The following is a 21,996-nucleotide window of genomic DNA, read 5'->3' as shown; positions in this document are numbered from 1 at the left end:
GAAAAATCAGTTCAGTTCAAACGCAAGGCGTACACAGTACCCTTGCGCGTCGTCACCAAGATGGTTTGATCTACCACCACAGGCGCAGCAGCGGCACCACTGTCCAACTCCACGCGCGTCAAGGTACGACCATCAGCGGCCGCCAAAACATGCAGGTACCCGTCGTTGTCCAACACCACCACACGATCACCCACGACAGCAGGCGCACTCAGGCCACGATGCGTAAAGCGATCCACTCGCCAAACGATGTCGCCACTATCAGCCTTCCAGGCACTCAGCCGATCTGCACCATCCGCACCGACCACCAAAGAGGTGCTGGCAGCCACGGCTTGCACGCCTGCCTGAGGACGCGTCCATTTCAGACCACCTCGGCTGACGTCCACGCATGCAACCGACAACTGGAACGCGCGCACGCAAATGTCATTGTCTGCAGCGCGGGTGAGCGGGCCAACCAGATCCGCCAAGCGCTCAACCTCATTGGAACCACGTGGTGTACCGACAGTCAGGTCAAAACGTGGCACACCCTTGACAGGATCCAACCCCACCAATCGTGCGCCCTGCCCGACCACAAGGGTGTCACGCCATGCACCGACCACACCAGGAGAAGCCAAGGCGAGCGCATCGCCGCCCGGACGCTGGTATTGCCACAGCCAGCGTCCATCGAGCACGTCGTATGCACGAACACTGCGATCGACAGCCTGCACAAAGACGCGCTCGCCGGCGACAAACGGTGCAGTGATCACTCGCCCAGGCAAGTGCTCAGACCAAATCGGCTTGCCTTGATCGAACACCCGCAGGTCGTTGTTGACGTCCACCACGGCGGCGTACCGACCATCACCACCCACTGCTGCGGTCAATTCAGATCCTGCACGCAGGCGCCAGATTTCTTGGCCATTGGCAACATTCAGAGCCAACACATCACCATCGGTGTTGGCAACCGTGATCACACCCTTGTTCACGGCGAGCGAAACCGGACCGTTGGCGCCACTGAAGAACGAACCAGTGCGCTTGGACCAGACTGTGTTGACGCGGACGGCAGAGTCGGACAGACGCTCCAGGGACGCAGGCTCTGGCTTGGTGGACCCGCAAGCAGTCAAGGTGAGCAGCGCAGTTGCGGACAACAGGCTCAGCCAGGTACGACGAGATGAATTAGACATGGTTACCTGCAAGGTGCGCAAAGAGTTCATGAGGGGCCAACAGGGCAGCAGATTGCGGCTTAGTTGCTCGCAGCTTGGTCTGCAGCCTTAGGCTGGTCTGCTGCAGGAGATTGACCCAATGCAGTCAACTTGCCTTCAATGAAACGACGGTAATCCACCGAAGCATCCATTTGCTGCCAGGCTGCTTGGTAGGCTTTGACCGCATCGTCCTTCTTGCCCTGAGCCAGCAAGATATCGCCACGTCGATCATCGACCAAAGGCTTGAACTCGGCGGGTACTTCGGCCGACAACGTCTTTTCAGCCTCAGCAAACGCCTTCGCATCCATTTGCATGCCTGCCAGACGCAGACGGGCAATGGCGATCAAGTTAGCGTTCTTACCCGATTCAACTTCCCAAGCCAAGACGCCCTTGGCCTGATCTGCCTTCTGATGATCGGCTGCGACCTTCGCTGCCAACAGGGCACCTTGCTCAGCAAAGGTGGTGCCGGCGTAGTCCTTCTTCAAGTCGCCAAACGCTTGCAAGGCCTTGTCGGTGTTACCCGAGGCCGCAGCCCGATCGAGTTCCTCGTACAGGCCGCCCGCAGCTTGCGCACGCTTTTGCTGCCAGTATTGATAGCCCGTCCATGCTGCGTAGCCCCCCAGAGCCAAGGTCAACACCCAGGTGATCAGGTTGCCGTACTGTTTCCAGAAGTGCTTGAACTGATCCAGCTGTTCCTGCTGTTCGAGGTCGTAGGTTGCCATGTTGCCGATGAAGAGATTGAAATCGTTAGATGTGGATTATGACTGCGCGCTGACCAGCAGGCTGGGTGCCCATTGTGCAGCCTCCGACAGCGCTCGCGTCGCTTGCTCGCCCGCCTCGCGCAGCGGCTTCACGGACACAACGCCCTGAACCACTTCATCCGGGCCAAACACCAAGGCGTAACGTGCACCACTGGCATCGGCCTTCTTGAACTGCGACTTGGGGCTGGCCGGGCCATCTTTGCCTGCCGGATTGAGCACCACGTTGACCCCCTGAGCTCGCAGTGCTTCGAGGGTCGCCAGGACCTGCGGCATGGGTGTGCCAGCAAACACCATGGCAAAGGCATCAGGCGCCGTAGAGGGCGCAGCAATACCCACCTCTTGCAGCAACAGCAGCAGACGCTCCATGCCCAGACCCCAGCCAACCGCTGGCGCAGGCTTGCCGCCCAACTGCGCGATCAGCCCATCGTAACGGCCACCGCCGCAGACCGTGCCCTGGGCACCGAGCTTGTCGGTGACCCACTCAAACACGGTCAGGTTGTAGTAGTCCATGCCACGCACCAGACGCGTGTTGACCTCGTAAGGAATACCTGCCACATCCAGCGCCTGCTTGACAGCCGAGAAGTGCGCCAGCGAGGCTTCACCCAGGAAGTCGATGAGCTTGGGGGCTGCTTCAACCACGGGCTGCATGGCTGGATTCTTGGTGTCCAAGATCCGCAGCGGGTTGCTGTGAAGGCGACGCTTGCCGTCTTCGTCCAGCACGTCGGCATGTGCCTCAAGGTGGGCAATCAGGGCGGTGCGGTGCGCCAGGCGTTCATCGGGTTCACCCAAGCTGTTGATTTGCAGCTTGACGTCCTGCCCAACCACCAAACCCAGGTCACGCCACAGCGCGGCGGTCATCAAGATCAGCTCGGCATCGACGTCAGGGCCGGCAAACCCCAGCACCTCAGCACCCACCTGATGGAACTGGCGATAGCGACCCTTTTGAGGACGCTCATGGCGGAACATGGGGCCGATGTAGTACAGGCGCTTGCCGCCTTCGTACAGAAAGTTGTGCTCATTGATGGCGCGCACGGCACCCGCCGTCCCCTCGGGACGCAAGGTCAGCTTGTCGCCATTGAGGCTGTCTTCAAAGGAGTACATCTCCTTTTCGACGATGTCGGTCACTTCGCCCAAGCCACGCACGAACAACGCAGTGGGCTCAACGATGGGGGTACGCATGTTTTGGTACCCGTAGCGACGCATCAAGGCGCGGACCTTGTCTTCGAGCCACTCCCACCGGGCGGATTCCGGCGGAAGGATGTCGTTCATGCCCTTGATGGCTTTAAGGAGTTCTGCCATGAGAAATGTTTTTCTTGTTGTCAGGTTCAGGCCTGAGTGGCCCCGCCGAAGCGGCGTTCGATGTAATTCTGGACGAGTTGCTGGAACTCTTGGGCGATGCCTTCGCCACGCAAGGTCAAGGCCTTCTCGCCATCAATGAAGACGGGGGCTGCAGGCGCCTCGCCATTGCCGGGCAGACTGATGCCGATGTCTGCATGCTTGCTCTCGCCCGGGCCATTGACGATACAGCCCATGACGGCGACCTTGAGGTTCTCGACACCTGGATACTGGCTGCGCCAAACCGGCATCTGGGCACGCAGAAAGTCGTCAATCTGCTTGGCCAACTCCTGGAACACGGTGCTGGTGGTACGCCCACACCCGGGGCACGCTGTGACGCTGGGCACGAACGTACGCAAGCCCAGCGCTTGCAGGATTTCGAGGGCCACCACGACTTCTTGCGTGCGGGCCTCGCCGGGCTGAGGCGTGAGCGACACGCGAATGGTGTCACCAATACCTTCTTGCAGCAGAATGGACAAGGCCGCAGCAGAAGCCACGGTGCCCTTGGCGCCCATGCCTGCCTCGGTCAGACCGAGGTGCAAAGGATAGTCGGAACGAGCGGCCAATCCACGGTAGACGCTGATCAGGTCTTGAACACCGCTGACCTTGCAAGACAGAATGATCTGCTCGGCAGGCATTCCCAAGTCGCGCGCAGCCTGAGCCGACTGCAAGGCCGAACTGATCAGTGCTTGATACATGATCTGCTGCGCAGACCAGGGATCCGCACTGCGGGCGTTTTCGTCCATCAAAGACGCCAACAGCTCTTGGTCCAGGCTACCCCAGTTCACACCAATGCGCACTGGCTTGTTGTGGCGCATGGCAACCTCGATCATCTGAGCGAACTGACGATCCTTTTTGTCGCCCTTACCCACGTTACCGGGGTTGATCCGGTACTTGGACAAGGCCTCAGCGCACGCAGGGAAATCGGTCAACAGACGATGGCCGTTGTAGTGAAAGTCACCCACCAACGGCACATCAATGCCCATGCGATCGAGTTGCTCGCGAATGGCGGGCACAGCCTGCGCGGCTTCAGGCGTGTTGACGGTGATGCGCACCAATTCGGAGCCTGCCAAGGCCAACTCTTTGACCTGGATGGCCGTGCCAATCACATCGACTGTGTCGGTGTTGGTCATGGACTGCACACGCACCGGCGCATCACCACCAATGGTGACCACACGAGAACCCCAGACCACGCGCGCCTGCAGGGAGCGACGCGCTGCAGGACGAGCCACATCGATGAGGGTGTGATTGTGGAGACTCATTTCAATTCGATTCGGGCAACGTTGTTGCGGGTGTACGGAACCAGATCCACCGCCTGTCCCTTGAAGGTCAACTGCACGGCCGGCGCATTGCCGACACGCACCACCAACGGGGCAACGCCGTCCACAGAGAGACTCTCACCGGCTTGCACCTGACGCGACAGAAGCTTGGTGCCCTGTGCGTCCTTCACCTCAATCCAGGCAGTCTGTCGCGTCAGCAACTGGGCAGATGCACGTGCACCGCCTGCAGCCGGCGTGGCAGACGAAGCCGCAGGTGTGGCACCCGCCGCGGCGACAGGATCCAGCATCAAGGTACCGCGTGGGGTAGACGCGGCACTGGCCGATACCGGCACCGAAACCGGCACCGCCAAGTCTGCCTGCGACGCACTCGAGGCTGGCTGAGCCACTGACGCCACGCCCGACGGCACCGTCGGGATCAACTGAGACGCAGCTGAGGCGACCTGCGAGGCTGCTTCAGCAGCAGACGCGATCTCTGCCACGGACGGCGCGGCATCCGCAGGCTCCGCCACAGACGTCGTCCGGTCCATCCACCGAGGGAGCTCAATGGAATCAGGCAAGAAATAGATCACCAAGGCTGCCAACAACAAGGCCATCGGCGCAAGCCACTTGGGATGCATCAACGCGGCAAAACTCAAGCGGCCATGATCGAACATGCTTGTGCCAACGCGACTTTCCTTGAAAGGCTGATTCAAGGGCTCTTTGTCCGAAACCAAGGGCACCTGACGCGCGGCGGGCAACTGAGACAAGACGGCCTTCGCGTCAATTCGCAATGCACGACAAACCGTCATGGCAAGTGCACGGACGTAATTGGGGTCTTGAAGCAGGTCGTAGCGACCCTTTTCAAGTGCATCCAATTTGGCGGGTGGCACTTTGATCGTGGCAGACAAGGCCTCGATGGTCATCCCATGCGCCTCGCGAGCCTGCCTCAGAATATCCCCTGCCCCGCGCTGCACGGCATCGGGTGTCGACAGCATGTTGGGCGTCAACTCACTCATCGAAGCTGCCCAGTTCAAGTTTGTTGGTTTCACGGGCCGTCGGGAACTTGCTGCGCAGTTGTGCGGCAAGTTCACTGCGGGCGCTCAAGTTGCCTGCTTTGTTCTCAATGCGGATCGCCAGCCAAAGTGACTCTGCCGTGATCTGCGAAGGCACGCTGTTGACACGCTGGGCATAAAAGCGCGCCCGATCCAACTCACCTCGACGGTACAGAACTGCCGACAAGTTATAGGCCGTGGCCGGATTGGATGGGTCCAGCTCGTATGAGCGAGCCAAGGTCTTTTCTGCGTCAGGAAAAAGCCCTGCGTTCATTTGGCAGACACCGCGAGCCAGCAGGGTCTTGCTCGTGTTCACTTCTTGAGGCAATGCGGCCGCACGCTCAAACATGGCGTCGGCTGCTGCAAACTGACCATTGCGACAAAGGAACCATCCATAGTTGTGCAAAACACTGCCGTTGCGTTCATCAAGGCTCAATGCATGCTTGAAGCTGGCCTCGGCACGAGACTTGTCGCCCATTGCGTCGTAGATCAGCGCGCGCATTTCATGCGCGTCGGGCAGAGACGGATCAATCGTGACGGCTTGCTTGAGTTCGTCCAGTGCGGTCGTCAACTGCCCCTGGCTGTAATAGGTTGCAGCCAACTCCAGACGAATGCGTGCGCGACGCCGAACTTCGCTTTCATCCGAGGCGGTCGCGATGTCACCACGGGTTGGCGACGTCAATCCACCAGGCCCCGAACAGCCCACCATCGCCCCACCGCCGACCAACAAGGTCGTAAGCATGCAACCCGTCAGCAACAACTCTCGCAGCTTACTCATGCAGCAATCTCCAGGAAAGGGCTCAGTGTAGAGCGTCAGACAAGCCTGACGCGGGCTCAATGTTGCGAGCCGTTGCGTTCACCCGACCGGGGCATCGCAACTTTGACAGCGACCGGCTGACGCAACATGCGCGCCGACGCACGCGTACGGTCTTGAACTTCGCCAGCCAACTGACCACAGGCAGCATCGATGTCATCGCCACGCGTCTTGCGAACGGTCGTCACGATGCCTGCATCAGCCAGAATTTTTGCAAACGCTTGCACGCGTGCTGCGCCCGATCGGTGAAGACCGGATGCAGGGAACGGATTAAACGGGATCAGATTGAACTTGCAATTGATACGCCCCTTTACCAGGGCAATCAACTGCCGAGCATGCTCGTCGGTGTCATTGACGCCATCGAGCATGCAGTATTCAAAGGTGATGAAGTCACGAGGCGCAGCCGTCAGGTAGTCCTTGCAGGCGGCCAAGAGTTCATCAATGGGGTACTTGCGATTGAGCGGGACCAACTCATCACGCAATGGATCGTTCGGGGCATGCAGCGACACCGCCAACGCCACCGGGCAATCACTCTTCAATCGCTCGATCATGGGCACCACACCCGACGTGGACACGGTCACACGACGGCGGGACAAGCCGTAACCATGGTCATCGAGCATGGTCTTCAGCGCAGGAATCAAGGCGCTGTAGTTTTGCAGCGGCTCACCCATGCCCATCATCACCACGTTGCTGATGATGCGCTCGGTTGTACCCAAGCGCTTGCGCAACGCATGCTCGGCATGCCAGAGCTGCGCCACGATTTCACCCGTAGTGAGGTTGCGACTGAATCCCTGATGCCCCGTCGAGCAGAAGCGGCAGCCTACGGCACAGCCAGCTTGCGACGAAATGCACAAGGTCGCGCGATCATCCTCAGGGATGTAAACACTTTCAACGGCGTTGCCGCCGCCTACATCGAACAGCCACTTGATCGTGCCATCCGACGAAACGTGCTCGCTGATCACAGGCAAAGTCTTGAGCGTGGCAACGCCCTGAAGTTTGCTGCGCAGCGATTTGGCCAGATCCGACATCTGATCGAAGTCGGTCGCACCTTTTTGATGGATCCATCGGAACAACTGGGTGGCGCGGAAGCGCTTTTCACCCAGTTGCTCGCAGTACGCGGTCAACCCGTCAAGGTCAAAATCAAGCAGGTTGACGGCGTCCATACTTCTTCAGCCTTAAAGAAGTGCAGCAGCTCAGCGGCTGTACACGTTCATGCCGGGGAAGAAGAAAGCCACTTCGACAGCAGCCGTTTCAGCAGCGTCGGAACCGTGAACGGCGTTGGCGTCGATGCTGTCAGCGAAGTCAGCACGGATGGTGCCAGGAGCAGCCTTCTTGGGATCGGTTGCGCCCATCAGGTCACGGTTCTTCAGGATGGCGCCTTCGCCTTCGAGCACTTGCACGAACACGGGGCCGGAGATCATGAAGTTCACCAGGTCCTTGAAGAAAGGACGCTCTTTGTGAACAGCGTAGAACTGCTCGGCTTCGCCTTGCGACAGTTGGACCAGCTTGGCAGCCACAACCTTCAGGCCAGCGCCTTCAAAGCGGCTGACGATTTGACCGATGACGTTCTTGGCAACAGCGTCGGGCTTGATGATCGAGAGGGTACGTTCGATAGCCATGTTTTCTCCAGGTTCAGAGTGCTTGACAAAACCGAGCATTGTACTGCCCCGGTTTTGCCGGATGATGGAAAGAATGTGTGAATTCGCGCGCGGGGCGACTCAGATCAGCGACGGCCGCGACCACCACCGCCACCACGACGACCACCTCCGCCGGTTTTGCCGAAATAAGCGTCGGCACCGATGTAGCCCACCGAGGTCTGCAGCGGATCCGGCTGGCGGGGGCCCTTTTGCTTGCCACCGCCGCTGGGTTGATCCTGATTCTGGTCAGGGCGACCAAAACCAGATGTGATGCGCTTGGATCCCTTCACGAAGCGACGGTCAAAGGTCTGCTCCAGCGGGTTGGGAATGCGCGCAAACTCCAGATCGTCGTCATGCTCGCCTGAGGGCTGACGATCTCGGACCTGACCTTGGCGGGGGCCGCGGTCACCACGGTCGCCGCGCTCACCGCGGGGCCCCTGCTCACCGAACAGCGGCTTGCCTTGGCCACCCTGGCCGCCTTGCCCACCTTGCGAGCGCGGGCCTTGAGGCTTGCTACCCCCCTTGAAGCCCTGCTGCTGCGGCTTTTGCTGACCTCGGCCACCACGGGCACCGCCTTCAGGGCGATCCATGCCAGCCAGCGACTTCACTGCGCGGACATCCGACTCACCCAGCTCGACCCACACACCACGGCGCAGACCGCGCGGCAGCACGATGGCGCCGTAGCGGACGCGAATCAGTCGGTTCACGGTCAGGCCCACTGCATCGAACAGCTTGCGAACTTCACGGTTACGACCTTCGGTGATGACCACGCGATACCACTGGTTCACGCCTTCGCCGCCGCCCTTGCTGATCGACAGGAATTGCGCTTGCTGGCCATCGATCTCGACGCCATTGAGCAGCTTTTCACGCGACGCGTCATCCAAGCTACCCAGCACGCGCACAGCGTACTCACGCTCCACGCCGAAACGGGGGTGCATCAACTGGTTGGCCAGCTCACCGGAGTTGGTGAACAGCAGCAAGCCTTCGGTGTTCAGATCCAGACGCCCCACCGACATCCACTTGCCGTTCTGCAGACGAGGCAGACGGCGGAACACCGTCGGACGCCCCTGAGGGTCGTCGTGCGTGACCACCTCACCCACAGGCTTGTGATACGCCAGAATGCGCGCAGCGGGCGGGGCAATGCGCACCTTGATCGGGCGGCCTGCCACCTTGATGCGGTCGCCGTGCGACACGCGCTGACCAACGTGAGCGACCTGATCGTTGACCTCGATGCGACCGTCTTCGATCATTTGCTCGATGTCACGACGCGAGCCGACACCCGCCTGAGCCAGCACCTTTTGCAGCTTGGGCGCATCAGGCTCGGGCAGCAGCACGCGCTTGTACGGGGCACCGTCTTCCGAGGCAGCTTCTTCAACTTCTTCGGCACGCTGGGTGTCGAACTCACCAGACACCAGCTCCTCGAACACCTCGTTGGTCTGCTCGGCTGCCATGGCCACGCGACGCGAAGGACGCGCTTCGGCGGAAGCCTCATCCCCCTCAACCGAAGCACCAGCAGCAACATCATCCTGACGACGTTCGCCACGTTGCCCGCGCTCACCACGACCGCGACGGTCACGACGGCCACGCTCACGACGCTCCCCCGACTGGCCTTCATCGCCTGCCACTTGCTCGACCGCACCCTCGTCAGACGAAGTGGATTCGCTCACCGCAGCCAATTCGAGCACACCGTGTGCGGCGTCTTCACGCGCAGCATCTGACACGACAGGCGCAGACTCCGTCGCAACGGTTTCTTCTGCAACAACCTTCTTGCGAGGCGCGCGCTTGGGCTTGGCTGGCGCTTCTGCGGACTCAGCTGCCTCGAGTGCTGGGGCTTCAGCCCCTTCTGCCGCCTCAGCCACCTTGCGGCGACGGGGCGCACGCTTGGCCGCAGGCACCGCATCGGCAGCATCAGGGGCTGCATCAGCGACAGGCGTTGCCGAAACATCCACTGCCACATCGGCAGCGGCCTTGGTGCGACGGGTGCGCTTAGGCTTGACCACCTCTTCGGTGACCAAGGACGGGTCTTGGGGTTCTTGCATTGGCACGTTATCGGTGGTCATGGGGCAGAGAAAGTAGAGTCGCTGCCCTCTTCATCGGATGAGACAACCGTCGCATCTGGCAGCAATGATTCAATTGAAAGATCCACCCCGTCTTCGGACGCAGCGGCATTGTCTTCAGTTGCTTGCGGCAACAACTCGGCAGACGCGTCTGCAGTCACGTCGGACAGCTCACCAGATTCTGATGAGCCCCCAACCAGTTCATCCAACCCTGGCAACAAGCCTTGGCTGACAGGCAAGCCATCCAGCGTCGGCAACTGTGCCAGCGAGGCCAGACCCAGGTCATCCAGAAAATGCCTTGTGGTCGCAAACAAGGCCGGACGCCCCGGTGCATCACGATGCCCGATCACCTCCACCCAGCCACGGTCTTCCAGCTGTTTGATGATGTTCGAGCTCACCGTCACGCCCCGAATGTCTTCAATGTCCCCCCGGGTCACCGGCTGCTTGTAGGCGATGATCGCCAAAGTCTCCAGCGTTGCCCGAGAATACTTGGGCGGCTTTTCCGGGTGCAATCGATCCAGATGCATCTGGACATCAGGCCGCGTCTGAAAACGCCAACCTGACGCGGTTTCACGCAATTCGACACCACGACCGACCCACTGCTCCGTCAACTGACCCAACATTTGACGCACAGAATCCGCCGACATGGCATCGTCAAACAATTGACGCATATCCCGCACGGTCAGCGGTTGCTGCGCGCAAAGCAGAGCTGCTTCAAGAATGCGCAAGGCATCCTGAGGATTGAGGACTTCCATCTCTTCAATCGTGAGTGAGCTGCTACGAAATAGCGGCCCGAATCGACTGCCGACGATCAAACCCGGCAAACAACCCGCTTTCATCGCATCCACCGGACAGGGGAAAACGGGGCATCAAGTCAGAACAGGAACCTCGTCAGCGAGGCAATGTCGGCGCTCTCTATGGAGCGAGGACACATCAAAGGCGGTCTAGCCAGCCAAAACCGATCGCACCGATCTTTGGTTTAGCGCTCATTATGCACCAGAAGAAGGATCTGTGACGCTCTTTTCCAATTCTGCCCAAGCGCACGCCATGTCGTCAGGCAGCGCGGCCTCAAAACGCAAGGCCTCACCTGTTCTGGGGTGCACAAAAGCCAACCGCGCAGCATGCAGGGCCTGGCGGGTCATGCCCAACGCCTCGCCCCCGCCATACATGGCATCCGCGACCAGAGGATGTCTCCGGCTGCTCAGATGCACCCGAATCTGATGCGTGCGCCCCGTGTGCAGGGTGCAGAGCACCCCACTGAATACTCTGTGCGGCAACTCTGCGCTCGCTTTTGCTTTTTGCGCAGGCGCCCACTCCCCAACCAACAAACGCTTGACATCGGTTTTGGCCGGCTTGCCAGAGGGCACGACGGCCATTTTGACGCGCGTCACCGGATCCCGACCAATGGAGGAACTCACGCTGAACAACTCAGGCACCTCACCGTGAACCAACGCCAGATACTGGCGGCTCACCTCTCTGGCGGCAATCGCGCGACTCAGCGCAGTCACAGCCTCCAGCGTCTTGCCCACAACCATCAAACCACTGGTGTCCTTGTCCAGTCGATGCACGATGCCGGCGCGCGGCAGGCTCGCTGCCCCTTGGTGATGGGCAAGCAATCCGTTCATCAAGGTGCCCGTCCAATTCCCTGCGGCTGGGTGAACCACCAAACCAGCTGGCTTGTTCACCACCAGCAAGTCAGCGTCTTCGTAAACGATGGACAAGTCCATGGGCTCCGCCACAAAGGCCATGCTTTGCGCCGTGGGGCGAATCTTCACGGTCACCAGCTGCCCAGCCACGACTTTGCGAGACGGAGAAGACTGCACCGCGCCTACCACAGTCACACAGCCCTCTTCAATCAAACTCTTGAGGTGACTGCGCGAATACGCCGAAATTCGCGACGCGACAAAGGCGTCCAGGCGCATGCCGTGCTCGAAAGCCTCGACAGTCAATAACTCTGTTGCGTCTTGAGCGGCGGGCGATTCATCCCCCTGCTCCTCCCAATCCTCTGCTTCGTCTACCGATGATGGGCAGGCGGCCAGCTCACTCACGGGCAATTCAGGGGGTTGCGCGGCGGTGAAAGCGGCCTCAGCCTTGGATGGAGAACGACGAGCCATGAGGGAATCTGCTGGAAGGTGAAAAAGAGGTGCGCAGGCCTTCTATACTCTGCGCATTCTGGCGCTCTGTGGCGACTAATTTATGCGGACCGGATCCGCGAGAAACTCAACGTGAAACTGCTGACAAACACCACTTTGAGCAACCTGCGCGGCAGCCGCGCTGGCATGCTGGCTTTGGCAATGAGTGCGGCCCTGGTTGCATGCGGCTCTGCACCGCAAGACGAGTTTGCCAACATCAGCCCGGACAAATTGTACGCAGACGCCAAAGACGACCAGGCTGACGGCAACTACGAAACCGCCATCAAGAAGCTGGAAAAGGTCGAAGCCCGAGGGTCTGGCACCCTGTTGGCTCAGCAGGCTCAACTGGACTTGGCCTACGCCTATTACAAGACCGGCGAGAAAGCCCAAGCCTTGGCCAAGCTGGAGCGATTCATCCGCCTGCACCCCACCAGCCCGGCACTGGACTACGCTTACTACCTGCAAGGCCTGATCAATTTCAATGACGATCTGGGCCTGTTTGGTCGCTTGGCCAGCCAGGACATTGCAGAACGTGATCAGCAGGCCTCGAAGGATGCCTACGAATCCTTCAAGCAACTGACCGACCGCTTTCCTCAGTCGAAGTACGCAGGCGATGCACGCCTGCGCATGAACCACATCGTGAACTCGCTGGCAGCTGGCGAGGTACACGTGGCACGCTACTACCTGCGTCGTGGGGCGAACCTGGCTGCCGCCAACCGTGCCCAGCAAGCGGTCAAGGACTACCCGCAGTCGCCTGCCATTGAAGAAGCGCTGTACATCATGTCGCAGGCCTATGACCAATTGGGCATGACACCACTTCGTGACGATGCCCTGCGCGTGCTCAAGCAAAGCTTCCCCAACAGCACGTACCTGAGCGAAAACGCGGCCGAAGCAGCCAACCAGACCAAGAAAAAGGCCTGGTGGCGCTTCTGGTAAAGCGCTTCAGCTTCAATCGGCGCTGGTGGTGCCACCAGCGCTGAAGCCGCTGAGCGTGCCTTGATCGTGCACGCCTGTCGGCGGATGAGGAATATCGACAGGCTCTTCCACCGGCGCATCATCATCCGAAGGCTCGTGGACCGTTTTGGCCTCAGCCTGAATCTTGTGAATGAAACGACGCCCCCGGTCATAGGGGAAGACGTCATGCACATAGCCTTGCTTGATGCGTTCCTTGTGCTGCTGCCAGAACTCGGGTTCCAGCAAATCGGCATGGTGCTTCATGAAGATTGCACGCACACGCGGATCGCCCAGCAAGAACGGCCCGAAGGTTTCCGGGAACACGTCGTGCGGCCCGACCGAATACCAGATTTCACCTGACATCTCGTCTTCCTCATTGCGCGGCGCAGGCACTTTGCGGAAGTTGCAGTCGGTCACGTACTCGATCTCGTCGTAGTCGTAGAACACGACCTTGCCGTTGCGGGTCACGCCAAAGTTCTTCCACAACATGTCGCCCGGGAAGATGTTGGCTGCCACCAGATCTTTCAGCGCATTGCCGTACTCGATGACCGCGTGCTCCAGCGCCTCGCCTGTGGCTTCCTGGATGTAGATGTTCAGCGGGATCATGCGGCGCTCGATGTAGAGGTGCTTGATGACCAGCACCTGGCCGTCTTCGTCCTCTTCCATCACGCTGGGTGCGAACTTCTTCAGCTCTTCGATCAGCTCGTCGGCAAAGCGATGGCGCGGAAACGCCACGTTGGTGAACTCCAGCGAGTCCGCCATGCGCCCCACGCGATCGTGCTGTTTCACGAGCTGGTACTTGCCCATGATGCCCTCTCGGGTGGTTTCCTTCTGCGGCGGGAAGTAGTCCTTGATCACCTTGAACACGAACGGGTACGACGGCAGGTCAAACACCAGCATGACCATGCCCTTGATGCCCGGGGCAATGCGGAACTTGTCGCTCGAGTGCTTCAGGTGGAACAGGAAGTCGCGATAGAACAGGTTCTTGCCGTGCTTTTGCAGACCGATGGCGCTGTAGAGCTCTCCGCGGGGCTTGCGAGGCATCAGCGTGCGCAAGAACTGCACATAAGCCGATGGCACGGGCATGTAGACCATGAAGTACGCACGCGCAAAGCTGAACAGCGCGAGCAGGTCATCTTCCCCAAACAGGGCCGCATCAATGTACAGACGGCTCTTGGAGTTGTGCAGGATGGGGATGGCAAACGGCAGGCTGCGGAAGCCATTGATCACCTTGCCAACGATGTACGCGCCCTTGTTTCGGTAGAACAGCGAGTTCAACACCTGGATCTGGAAATTGGTGCGCAAACGCACGTTGCCGATTTGCTCGATCAAGGCTTCGTAGACAAAGCTGATGTCACGGTCCAGATCATCAAACGGAACGTTCAGTTCGTAGCTCTCGACGATGGTCTTGAGCATCTCCTGCAGGTTCTCGCGAGTGGGGTAGTAGGCACGGAAGGTGCCACCCGCCACGCCATCGTCGTCATCGATGTATTCGGTGGACACCGCAGGCCGCACGAAGATGAAGTCGTTGCGGTAGTACTTGCGGTGCAGGATCTTGATCGTGACCGAGTTGAAGAAGGTTTCGGCCAGCTCTGGCTGCCGGTGCCCCGTCAGCAGGCCGATGTAGAACAGTTTGATCTGATGCCACACGGCCATGGGCAGGGTGCTGGCGCCATATTCCTGCTCCAGGCGCTCTACTGCCTCGTCCACACGCAAGTCGTAAAACTCGATCCGCACACGCTGAGCAGTTTGCTGGCTGTGCCAGTCGGCCTCCTCAAACCGCTTCTTGGACTGCGCGCTGGTTTCGCTGAAGATCTTGTAGTGGCGATCGAAGCCGTCCAGCAACGCTTTGGCGATTTCAAAGACGCGTGAGTCGGTGAGCTGTTGGGGAAACATCGTGAAGTCCTGCTGAGGTGATCAGACCATGTCCGCGTAGCGTTCGCGCAAGCGAGCCAATGCCTCGGCAAACACCGGCGCCACGTCTTCCGGGCTCGACACCGTCATGCTGAGGTCGTTGATCAGCCCATTATGCAAGCCGTATACCCAGCCGTGAACCACGACCTGTTGTCCACGCGCCCATGCTTCGTTGACCATGGTGGTCTGGCAGACATTGAAGCTCTGCTGCAACACATTGAGTTCGCACAGGGCATCGTAGCGACGCTGCCCTTCGGGCAAGGCCATCAGCCAGTCGAGGTGCTGATTGCGCACGTCTTTGACGTGACGAATCCAGTTGTCCACGATGCCGATCTTGAGGTCATCCATGGCGGCGCGCACACCACCACAACCGTAGTGCCCCACCACCATGATGTGCTTGACCTTGAGCATGTCGATGGCGTATTCCATCACCGAGAGGCAGTTCAGGTCAGAGTGCACCACCACGTTGGCCACGTTGCGATGCACGAACAACTCGCCTGGCAACAGGCCGCAAATTTCATTGGCAGGCACCCGACTGTCGCTACAACCAATCCATAGGTACTCGGGCGACTGTTGCTGCTGCAGCCTGGAAAAGAAGCCTGGGGTGCGACGCTCGATATCTCGAGCCCAAGCCCGGTTCTTGTCAAAGAGTTGATGCAGTTTCATACCGAGAGTGTAGACAGCCCTCAATCAAGTTCGAGCAAATGCCCCCGTCCTCTGGCTGATATCCGACACAACATCCCTTGACGCGGCACAATGCACGGCAATCGTTCAAATCCGTATCACATGTCAGATCGCAGTACCCCGTCGACCAGCCACACCCCGCTGACCTACCCATGGGGCGATGCCAAGCCGCCCACGGGTCACATTCAAACCTTGATGCCAGGGCTGCACTGGATTCGCATGCCCCTGCCCTTCGCGCTGAACCACATCAACCTGTGGGCGCTGGACGATCAAGATGAAGGCCACCAACAGGTCTGGTCAATCGTGGACACGGGTGTTGCCACACGTGCCGTTCAGGATGCCTGGCAAGCCCTGTGGCAAGGCCCGCTGAGCGGCCGCCCTTTGAGCCGCGTTCTGTCGACCCACATGCACCCGGACCACGTGGGCAATGCCGATTGGCTGATTCAGCAGTTCAGCGGCCATGTACCCGCACGCCTGTGGATGAGTGCGACAGACCACCTGGCCGCCATGGTGGCATCCAAAGAAACCACCGGCTATGGTGGCGAGCGTGCGGCAGCCTACTTTTTCAGCCATGGCATGCAACATGCCGACGGGGTTGAAAAAATCCGGGAGCGGGGCAGTTACTACGCATCCATGGTGCCCAGCGTTCCGACCACGTTCAGCCGGATGATGGACGGACAACTCATTCACATCGGTCACCGCGAGTGGCGCTGCATCGCAGGATATGGACACAGCCCTGAGCACATTGCCTTGTACTGCGAACAAGATGGCGTCCTGATTTCTGGCGACATGCTGCTCCCCAGCATCTCAACGAATGTGAGCGTGGTCGACATGGAGCCGGAAGCCGATGCCTTGGGCCTGTTCCTCGACTCGCTGGACAGGATGCGCGACCTGCCGCCAGACACATTGGCACTGCCATCGCATGGATTGCCGTTCAAAGGCGTGCATGCGCGGATTGAGGCCTTGCATGCCCACCACCGGGCACGACTGGATGACGTGCTGTCGGCCTGCGCAAACGGCCCGGCCACCGCTGCCGACATGTTGCCTGTGCTGTTCAAGCGCGAACTCGACTTGCACCAGACCACGTTCGCAATGGGCGAGGCCATTGCGCACTTGAACTATCTGTGGCATCGAGGCGCATTGCGCCGATGGCTCGATACCGACGACGTGTGGCGATTTGAGCGGACCTGATCGGGTTCGGCTCAGGTCATTCGGGCAACACTGCGCGGCGCAATTGCCCCCGGGGACCTTCATAGTCCGGCATCACGGAGCGAACCACATCCCAGAAGCGCGGACTGTGGTTCATTTCATGGAGGTGCGCCAGTTCGTGCACCACCACGTAGTCAATCACATCTTGCCCAAAGTGAATCAAGCGCCAGTGAAGCCGGATGGAGCCGTCGACGCTGGCACTCCCCCATCGTGTCTTGGCTGACGACAGACTGACGTGCTTGACATCGACGTCCAGCAACTCGGCAAAGTGCTGCACACGGAGCGCGAAATAGCGCTTCGCCTCGTTCTTCAGCCAAACATGAACCTGGTGACGCACAGCCTCGGCAGAAACGTCCGTCAAGACAGCAATCTGCTGCTGCGGCATGGCCATCAATCCAGCATCCGCAACCGGTGCCACACTCAGGACCGTCGCGCACACGTCATCCACACCGGCACCCGACGCAGGCACCAGCGAGACTTCGACCAAGCCGCCCATGAACGGCACCCTGGCGCCGTGCTGCCAGATGATCCTTGCCGCCTGCTGACGATGCGCCCGCTCACGCTGCTCGTGCAGCTTGGTGCAAATCCATCGTTCTTTGGCGCGCAAGGCCGTCTCGATGTCCGACCATGACACCCAACGCGGCGCACGAACCGTCAGGCCTTCAACACCGACCACCATGCCGATGCTGCGGCGCCTGGCCCGCTCAACCGCATAGCCCACCAGCGCCTTGCCGAACTGAATTTCGCGCTCAGCGCGAGGGTGCCTGAAAAGTGCCTGTCCGGCCGGTGCACCTGAAGCCCGATCCTCGTCACCGCCCTGAGCCCATAGCCCCAATTGAACAGGCGACGTTTCGCTCAAGTGAGCTCTCCCATGTGGGTGGCTACAGGTGAATCCTCACCATGGGCGTGACGGTCCCTCAGGATCACAAAGTCAGCAAAGGACGACAGATCAGGGTGAATCGTCAGATCGGGGACGCGCTGCCGCAGATCGAGCAATTCGGCGTCGGTCATGGATGCAGCTTGCCCGGTACGGACCAGGTGGGGCTCACAGCCGACCGATTGTGCTGCCAGCACATCGCGTGGCAAGTCGCCTACCATCGGCACGCCCTCAAGCGAGCAGCCAAAACGCTGACCGATCATCTGAAACAAACCTGGCGCAGGCTTGCGACAGGTGCAGTGATCTTCAGGCGTGTGCGGGCAGAAAAACACGGCCTCCACACGCCCACCAACACGGGACAGCATCTGGTTCATCTTGGCATGCATGGCATTGAGTGCCACCATGTCAAACAAACCTCGACCAATGCCCGACTGATTGGTCGCCACCACCACATGCCAACCGGCATGGTTGAGCCGTGCAATCGCTTCCAGCGCCCCGGGCAAAGGCACCCACTCATCGCTGGACTTGATGTAGTCCTCGCGCTCATGGTTGATGGTGCCGTCACGATCGAGAATGACGAGCTTCATGCCCTCTCCGGGGTGGTGGGGTCGCACAGACAAGATCAGGCCGCCAGTCTGGACAGGTCAGCGACCTGATTCATCGCCTGATGCAGGCTCGCCAGCAAACCCAGACGGTTGGCCTTCAAGGCCGCATCATCCGCGTTCACCATCACGCTGTCAAAGAAGGCATCGACCGGGCCACGCAGGGCTGCCAAGGCCTGCAAGGACGCGGTGTAGTCACCCTGCTCGAACGCAGCCTGCGCCTTGGGAGCCACCTCTTGCAGCGACGCATACAGCGCGGCTTCAGCGGCTTCTTTCAGCAAGGCGGCATCGACCTTGGCTTCGACTGCGGCATCGGCCTTCTTGAGGATGTTGCCCACACGCTTGTTGGCGGCCGCCAGTGCAGCCGCTTCAGGCAGCGCAGCAAAGGCGCGCACAGCCGCCAGGCGGCGCGGGACCTCACCCAGACGCTCGGGCTGCAAAGCCAGCACGGCATCGACTTCCTGAGCGCTGTAGCCTTGTTCGCGCAGCGAAACAGCCAGACGATCCGAGAAGAACGCCAGCAGTGGCTCCGACGGGTTGGTGATCAGCTCGCCAAAGGCCGGCACGGCAGCGCCGATCAGGGCGGGCAACGACAGCGGCAGGTTCTTCTCGACCAGGATGCGGATCACACCCAGGGCGTGACGGCGCAGCGCGAACGGATCCTTGTCGCCGGTCGGCAACTGACCGATGCCGAACAGACCAATCAGCGTTTCCAGCTTGTCAGCCAACGCCACGACTTCACCCGTATGGTTACGAGGCAGGCTGTCACCCGCAAAGCGCGGCTTGTAGTGATCCTCAATGGCAATCGCCACCCCGTCGCGCAGACCTTCGTGGCGAGCGTAGTAGCCCCCCATGATGCCTTGCAACTCTGGGAACTCGCCGACCATGTCGGTCAGCAAGTCGGTCTTGGCCAGACGTGCGGCCTGCTGCGCCTTGCTGTCGAGCACGGCGAAGTGGTCCCTGACATCGACGGTGTAAGGCACAGTCCCGAGGCTCAGCTGGTTGACGACAGCGTGAGCAATGGCTCGCACACGCTCAGCACGCTCACCTTGCGTGCCCAACTTGCCGTGGTAGACCACCTTGGCCAACCCGGCGACGCGGGACTCCAGCGTCTTCTTGCGATCTTGATCGAAGAAGAACTTGGCATCCGCCAGACGCGGACGCACCACTCGCTCATTGCCACCAATGACTGCGCTGGGATCTTCGGGGCTGATGTTGCTGACGATCAGGAACTGATTGGTCAGCTTGTCCGAGGCATCCAGCAAGGGGAAATACTTCTGGTTGGCCTTCATCGTCAGAATCAGGCACTCCTGAGGCACTTCCAGGAAGGCCTCCTCAAAACGGCCGATCAGCACGTTCGGGCGCTCCACCAAGGCGGTGACCTCATCGAGCAAGGCTTCGTCTTCAATGGGCTTGAGACCCGTACCGGCTTTCTGAGCGGCCTCGGCCAACTGGCGCACGATCTCCGCACGACGCTCGGCAAAGCTGGCGATCACGGCACCCTCGTGGCGCAGTTGATCGGCATAGGTGTCCGCCGTGGTGATGATCACCGGGTTGACACGGGCTTCGAAACGGTGCCCCTGCGTGCTGCGACCCGACTTCAGGCCCAAGGTGGCCACAGGCACTTCTTGCAGGCCGTGCAGCGCGACCAGGCCGTGAGCCGGACGCACGAAATTCACACTGGTCCAGCCCGGCTGGAAGTCAGCGCCCTCGCCTTGCTCCAACTGGTAGGTCATGACCTTGGGGATCGGCAGCTTGCTGAGCGCCTCATCCAGCGCCTTTTGCAACCCTTCCGACAGGGTGGCCCCAGCTTTGATGCTATCGAGGAACAAAGCCTCTGCCTTGCCATCAGGCAGGCGCTTCAGTTGCGGCACCACGGTGGCATCCAACCCCATGGAAGCCAGCTTCTTGACCAACGCAGGGGTGGCATTGCCTTGGGCATCCAAGGCCACCGACACAGGCATCAGCTTTTGCTGAACGGCCTGATCCTCCGCTTTCGCGGCCACATCGGTGACGTGCACAGCCAAGCGACGCGGCGACGCAAAGGGCGTCACCACGGCAGCGGCGGGCGCCAGACCTTGCGTCTTCAGGCTGTCGGCCAACACATTGGCAAACGACTCACCCAGCTTCTTGAGTGCCTTGGGGGGCAACTCTTCCACAAACAGTTCGACGAGGAGATTCGCGGTGCTCATGATCAGGCCACCTTCTTGTTATTCAGTTGTTCGATCACTTCGTCAGCCCAGGCCTTCGGGGCCATGGGGAAGCCCAGACGGGCGCGGCTGTCCAGATAGCTGGCCGCCACACTGCGCGCCAGATTGCGGATGCGACCGATGTAGGCCGCCCGCTCAGTCACGGAAATCGCGCCGCGTGCATCCAGCAGGTTGAAGGTATGCGCCGCCTTAAGCACTTGCTCGTATGCCGGCAAGGCCAACTGCTGCTCCATCAGGTATTTGGCCTGGGTTTCGTAGTTGGTGAAAGCGCCCAGCAGGAATTCCACGTTGCTGTGCTCAAAGTTGTACGTCGACTGCTCCACTTCGTTCTGGTGGAACACATCACCGTACTTCACACCCGGCGCATAAACCAGGTCGTAGACGCTTTCCACACCCTGGAGGTACATGGCCAGACGTTCCAGACCGTAGGTGATCTCGCCGGTGATGGGCTTGCAGTCGATGCCACCCACTTGCTGGAAGTAGGTGAACTGCGTCACTTCCATCCCGTTGAGCCAGACTTCCCAACCCAGCCCCCAGGCGCCCAGCGTGGGGTTCTCCCAGTCGTCCTCAACGAAACGGATGTCGTTCTTCTTCAGGTCAAAACCCAAAGCCTCCAGCGAGCCCAGAGAAAGCTCCAGGATGTTGGCCGGTGCGGGCTTGAGCACCACCTGGTACTGGTAATAGTGCTGCAGGCGGTTGGGGTTCTCGCCATAGCGGCCATCGGTAGGACGGCGGGATGGCTGAACATAGGCGCAGTTCATCGGCTCGGGGCCGATGGCGCGCAGGAAAGTCATGGGGTGGGAAGTACCGGCACCCACTTCCATATCGAAGGGTTGCACTATGACGCAACCTTGCCTGGCCCAATAGTCTTGAAGGGTCAGGATCAGTCCCTGAAAGGTCTTAATGTCGAATTTCTGCATGATTTTGTTCGCGCGATTGGTTCAGTGCATACTGAGCGGAAATGAAACCGCCAGAGTATACCCCTTGCTCTGGCGGGAATATAGGCTGATTTGGCCGTCCCGGCTGCAATCCGGGGCAAAAGTGGCGCAAAAGGGGTGTTTTCTCATCCATCGGGAGGTGGGGCATGGTGCTGGGACGTTGTTCATGGGTGACACAGGATGCGGATTATATTGCTTATCACGACACCCACTGGGGCAGGCCGGTGACCGACAGCCGTGAGCTGTTCGAGAAGCTCTGTTTGGATGGGCAGCAGGCCGGGCTCTCCTGGCTCACCATTCTCAAGCGCACACCCGGTTACCGGCGTGCCTTTGCCAACTTCGATCCGGCACGCATCGCCGGCTTTGGCGAGGCCGAGGTGACGCAA

The 21,996-nt window shown here is 60.1% G+C and carries 20 protein-coding genes; 3 read left to right on the top strand and 17 right to left on the bottom strand.

Annotated features, from left to right (window positions below; translation table 11 throughout):
* Nucleotides 1-11: 11 nt before the first annotated feature.
* The 11 genes from ACMV18_RS13500 to ACMV18_RS13450 form a co-directional block, all read right to left on the bottom strand.
* Nucleotides 12-1,157 (bottom strand): PQQ-binding-like beta-propeller repeat protein, encoded by a 1,146-nt coding sequence (locus tag ACMV18_RS13500; RefSeq protein ID WP_420818264.1) that lies wholly within the window; start codon nucleotides 1,155-1,157, stop codon nucleotides 12-14.
* A 59-nt stretch (nucleotides 1,158-1,216) separates the two neighbouring features.
* Entirely contained in the window at nucleotides 1,217-1,897 is a 681-nt protein-coding gene (locus ACMV18_RS13495) for a YfgM family protein (RefSeq protein WP_374255325.1), read from the bottom strand.
* 36 nt (nucleotides 1,898-1,933) lie between these two features.
* Nucleotides 1,934-3,235, bottom strand: a complete 1,302-nt coding sequence (hisS, locus tag ACMV18_RS13490; RefSeq protein WP_420818263.1) for a histidine--tRNA ligase — start codon at nucleotides 3,233-3,235, stop codon at nucleotides 1,934-1,936.
* A 26-nt stretch (nucleotides 3,236-3,261) separates the two neighbouring features.
* Entirely contained in the window at nucleotides 3,262-4,533 is a 1,272-nt protein-coding gene (gene ispG / locus ACMV18_RS13485) for a flavodoxin-dependent (E)-4-hydroxy-3-methylbut-2-enyl-diphosphate synthase (protein ID WP_420818262.1), read from the bottom strand.
* Complete coding sequence (locus ACMV18_RS13480; RefSeq protein ID WP_420818261.1) at nucleotides 4,530-5,546, bottom strand: helix-turn-helix domain-containing protein; 1,017 nt, start codon at nucleotides 5,544-5,546, stop codon at nucleotides 4,530-4,532. The genes ispG and ACMV18_RS13480 overlap by 4 nt, the downstream gene beginning before the upstream one ends.
* A complete protein-coding gene (pilW, locus tag ACMV18_RS13475) occupies nucleotides 5,539-6,360 on the bottom strand; it encodes a type IV pilus biogenesis/stability protein PilW (RefSeq protein ID WP_420818260.1) in 822 nt (273 codons plus the stop codon). Before pilW ends, ACMV18_RS13480 begins: the two co-directional genes overlap by 8 nt.
* Before the next feature lie 56 nt (nucleotides 6,361-6,416).
* Nucleotides 6,417-7,559 (bottom strand): 23S rRNA (adenine(2503)-C(2))-methyltransferase RlmN, encoded by a 1,143-nt coding sequence (gene rlmN, locus ACMV18_RS13470; RefSeq protein WP_374255315.1) that lies wholly within the window; start codon nucleotides 7,557-7,559, stop codon nucleotides 6,417-6,419.
* A gap of 30 nt (nucleotides 7,560-7,589) precedes the next feature.
* The gene (gene ndk, locus ACMV18_RS13465; protein WP_374255314.1) at nucleotides 7,590-8,015 is read right to left on the bottom strand and encodes a nucleoside-diphosphate kinase; all 426 of its coding nucleotides are present in this window, start codon (nucleotides 8,013-8,015) and stop codon (nucleotides 7,590-7,592) included.
* Between the two features lie 104 nt (nucleotides 8,016-8,119).
* Complete coding sequence (gene rluB, locus ACMV18_RS13460; protein ID WP_420818259.1) at nucleotides 8,120-10,093, bottom strand: 23S rRNA pseudouridine(2605) synthase RluB; 1,974 nt, start codon at nucleotides 10,091-10,093, stop codon at nucleotides 8,120-8,122.
* Complete coding sequence (scpB, locus tag ACMV18_RS13455) at nucleotides 10,090-10,845, bottom strand: SMC-Scp complex subunit ScpB (protein WP_374255311.1); 756 nt, start codon at nucleotides 10,843-10,845, stop codon at nucleotides 10,090-10,092. The genes rluB and scpB overlap by 4 nt, the downstream gene beginning before the upstream one ends.
* 234 nt (nucleotides 10,846-11,079) lie before the next feature.
* Entirely contained in the window at nucleotides 11,080-12,204 is a 1,125-nt protein-coding gene (locus tag ACMV18_RS13450; RefSeq protein ID WP_420818258.1) for an RluA family pseudouridine synthase, read from the bottom strand.
* A 165-nt stretch (nucleotides 12,205-12,369) separates the two neighbouring features.
* On the opposite strand from ACMV18_RS13450, the gene ACMV18_RS13445 reads away from it, so the two are divergent.
* Entirely contained in the window at nucleotides 12,370-13,158 is a 789-nt protein-coding gene (locus ACMV18_RS13445) for an outer membrane protein assembly factor BamD (RefSeq protein WP_420818270.1), read from the top strand.
* A gap of 12 nt (nucleotides 13,159-13,170) precedes the next feature.
* On the opposite strand, the gene aceK is transcribed toward ACMV18_RS13445, so the two are convergent.
* Entirely contained in the window at nucleotides 13,171-15,072 is a 1,902-nt protein-coding gene (aceK, locus tag ACMV18_RS13440; protein WP_420818257.1) for a bifunctional isocitrate dehydrogenase kinase/phosphatase, read from the bottom strand.
* A 21-nt stretch (nucleotides 15,073-15,093) separates the two neighbouring features.
* Nucleotides 15,094-15,756: a carbonate dehydratase gene (gene can / locus ACMV18_RS13435; protein ID WP_374255306.1), complete on the bottom strand. Its 663-nt coding sequence runs from the start codon at nucleotides 15,754-15,756 to the stop codon at nucleotides 15,094-15,096.
* Between the two features lie 120 nt (nucleotides 15,757-15,876).
* Between can and ACMV18_RS13430 the strand changes: the two genes are divergently transcribed.
* On the top strand, nucleotides 15,877-16,965 hold the full coding sequence (locus ACMV18_RS13430) for an MBL fold metallo-hydrolase (RefSeq protein ID WP_420818256.1): 1,089 nt from the start codon (nucleotides 15,877-15,879) through the stop codon (nucleotides 16,963-16,965).
* A gap of 16 nt (nucleotides 16,966-16,981) precedes the next feature.
* On the opposite strand, the gene ACMV18_RS13425 is transcribed toward ACMV18_RS13430, so the two are convergent.
* Genes ACMV18_RS13425 through glyQ form a run of 4 tightly spaced genes read right to left on the bottom strand, consistent with a single transcriptional unit; the run spans nucleotide 16,982 to nucleotide 21,592 of the window.
* Entirely contained in the window at nucleotides 16,982-17,842 is an 861-nt protein-coding gene (locus ACMV18_RS13425; protein WP_420818255.1) for a M48 family metallopeptidase, read from the bottom strand.
* The gene (gene gmhB, locus ACMV18_RS13420; RefSeq protein WP_420818254.1) at nucleotides 17,839-18,447 is read right to left on the bottom strand and encodes a D-glycero-beta-D-manno-heptose 1,7-bisphosphate 7-phosphatase; all 609 of its coding nucleotides are present in this window, start codon (nucleotides 18,445-18,447) and stop codon (nucleotides 17,839-17,841) included. The genes ACMV18_RS13425 and gmhB overlap by 4 nt, the downstream gene beginning before the upstream one ends.
* A gap of 35 nt (nucleotides 18,448-18,482) precedes the next feature.
* On the bottom strand, nucleotides 18,483-20,654 hold the full coding sequence (gene glyS / locus ACMV18_RS13415) for a glycine--tRNA ligase subunit beta (RefSeq protein ID WP_420818253.1): 2,172 nt from the start codon (nucleotides 20,652-20,654) through the stop codon (nucleotides 18,483-18,485).
* Between the two features lie 2 nt (nucleotides 20,655-20,656).
* Nucleotides 20,657-21,592 carry a glycine--tRNA ligase subunit alpha gene (glyQ, locus tag ACMV18_RS13410; protein ID WP_420818252.1) on the bottom strand — a complete coding sequence of 312 codons (936 nt, stop codon included), beginning with the start codon at nucleotides 21,590-21,592 and terminating at the stop codon, nucleotides 20,657-20,659.
* A gap of 164 nt (nucleotides 21,593-21,756) precedes the next feature.
* On the opposite strand from glyQ, the gene ACMV18_RS13405 reads away from it, so the two are divergent.
* Nucleotides 21,757-21,996, top strand: a 240-nt coding sequence (locus ACMV18_RS13405; RefSeq protein WP_420818251.1) for a DNA-3-methyladenine glycosylase I, incomplete at its 3' end; no start/stop codon positions are given.

The organism is Aquabacterium sp. (assembly GCF_048860245.1).
Classification (GTDB): domain Bacteria; phylum Pseudomonadota; class Gammaproteobacteria; order Burkholderiales; family Burkholderiaceae_C; genus Aquabacterium.
This window is presented reverse-complemented; position numbering and strand designations above follow the sequence as displayed.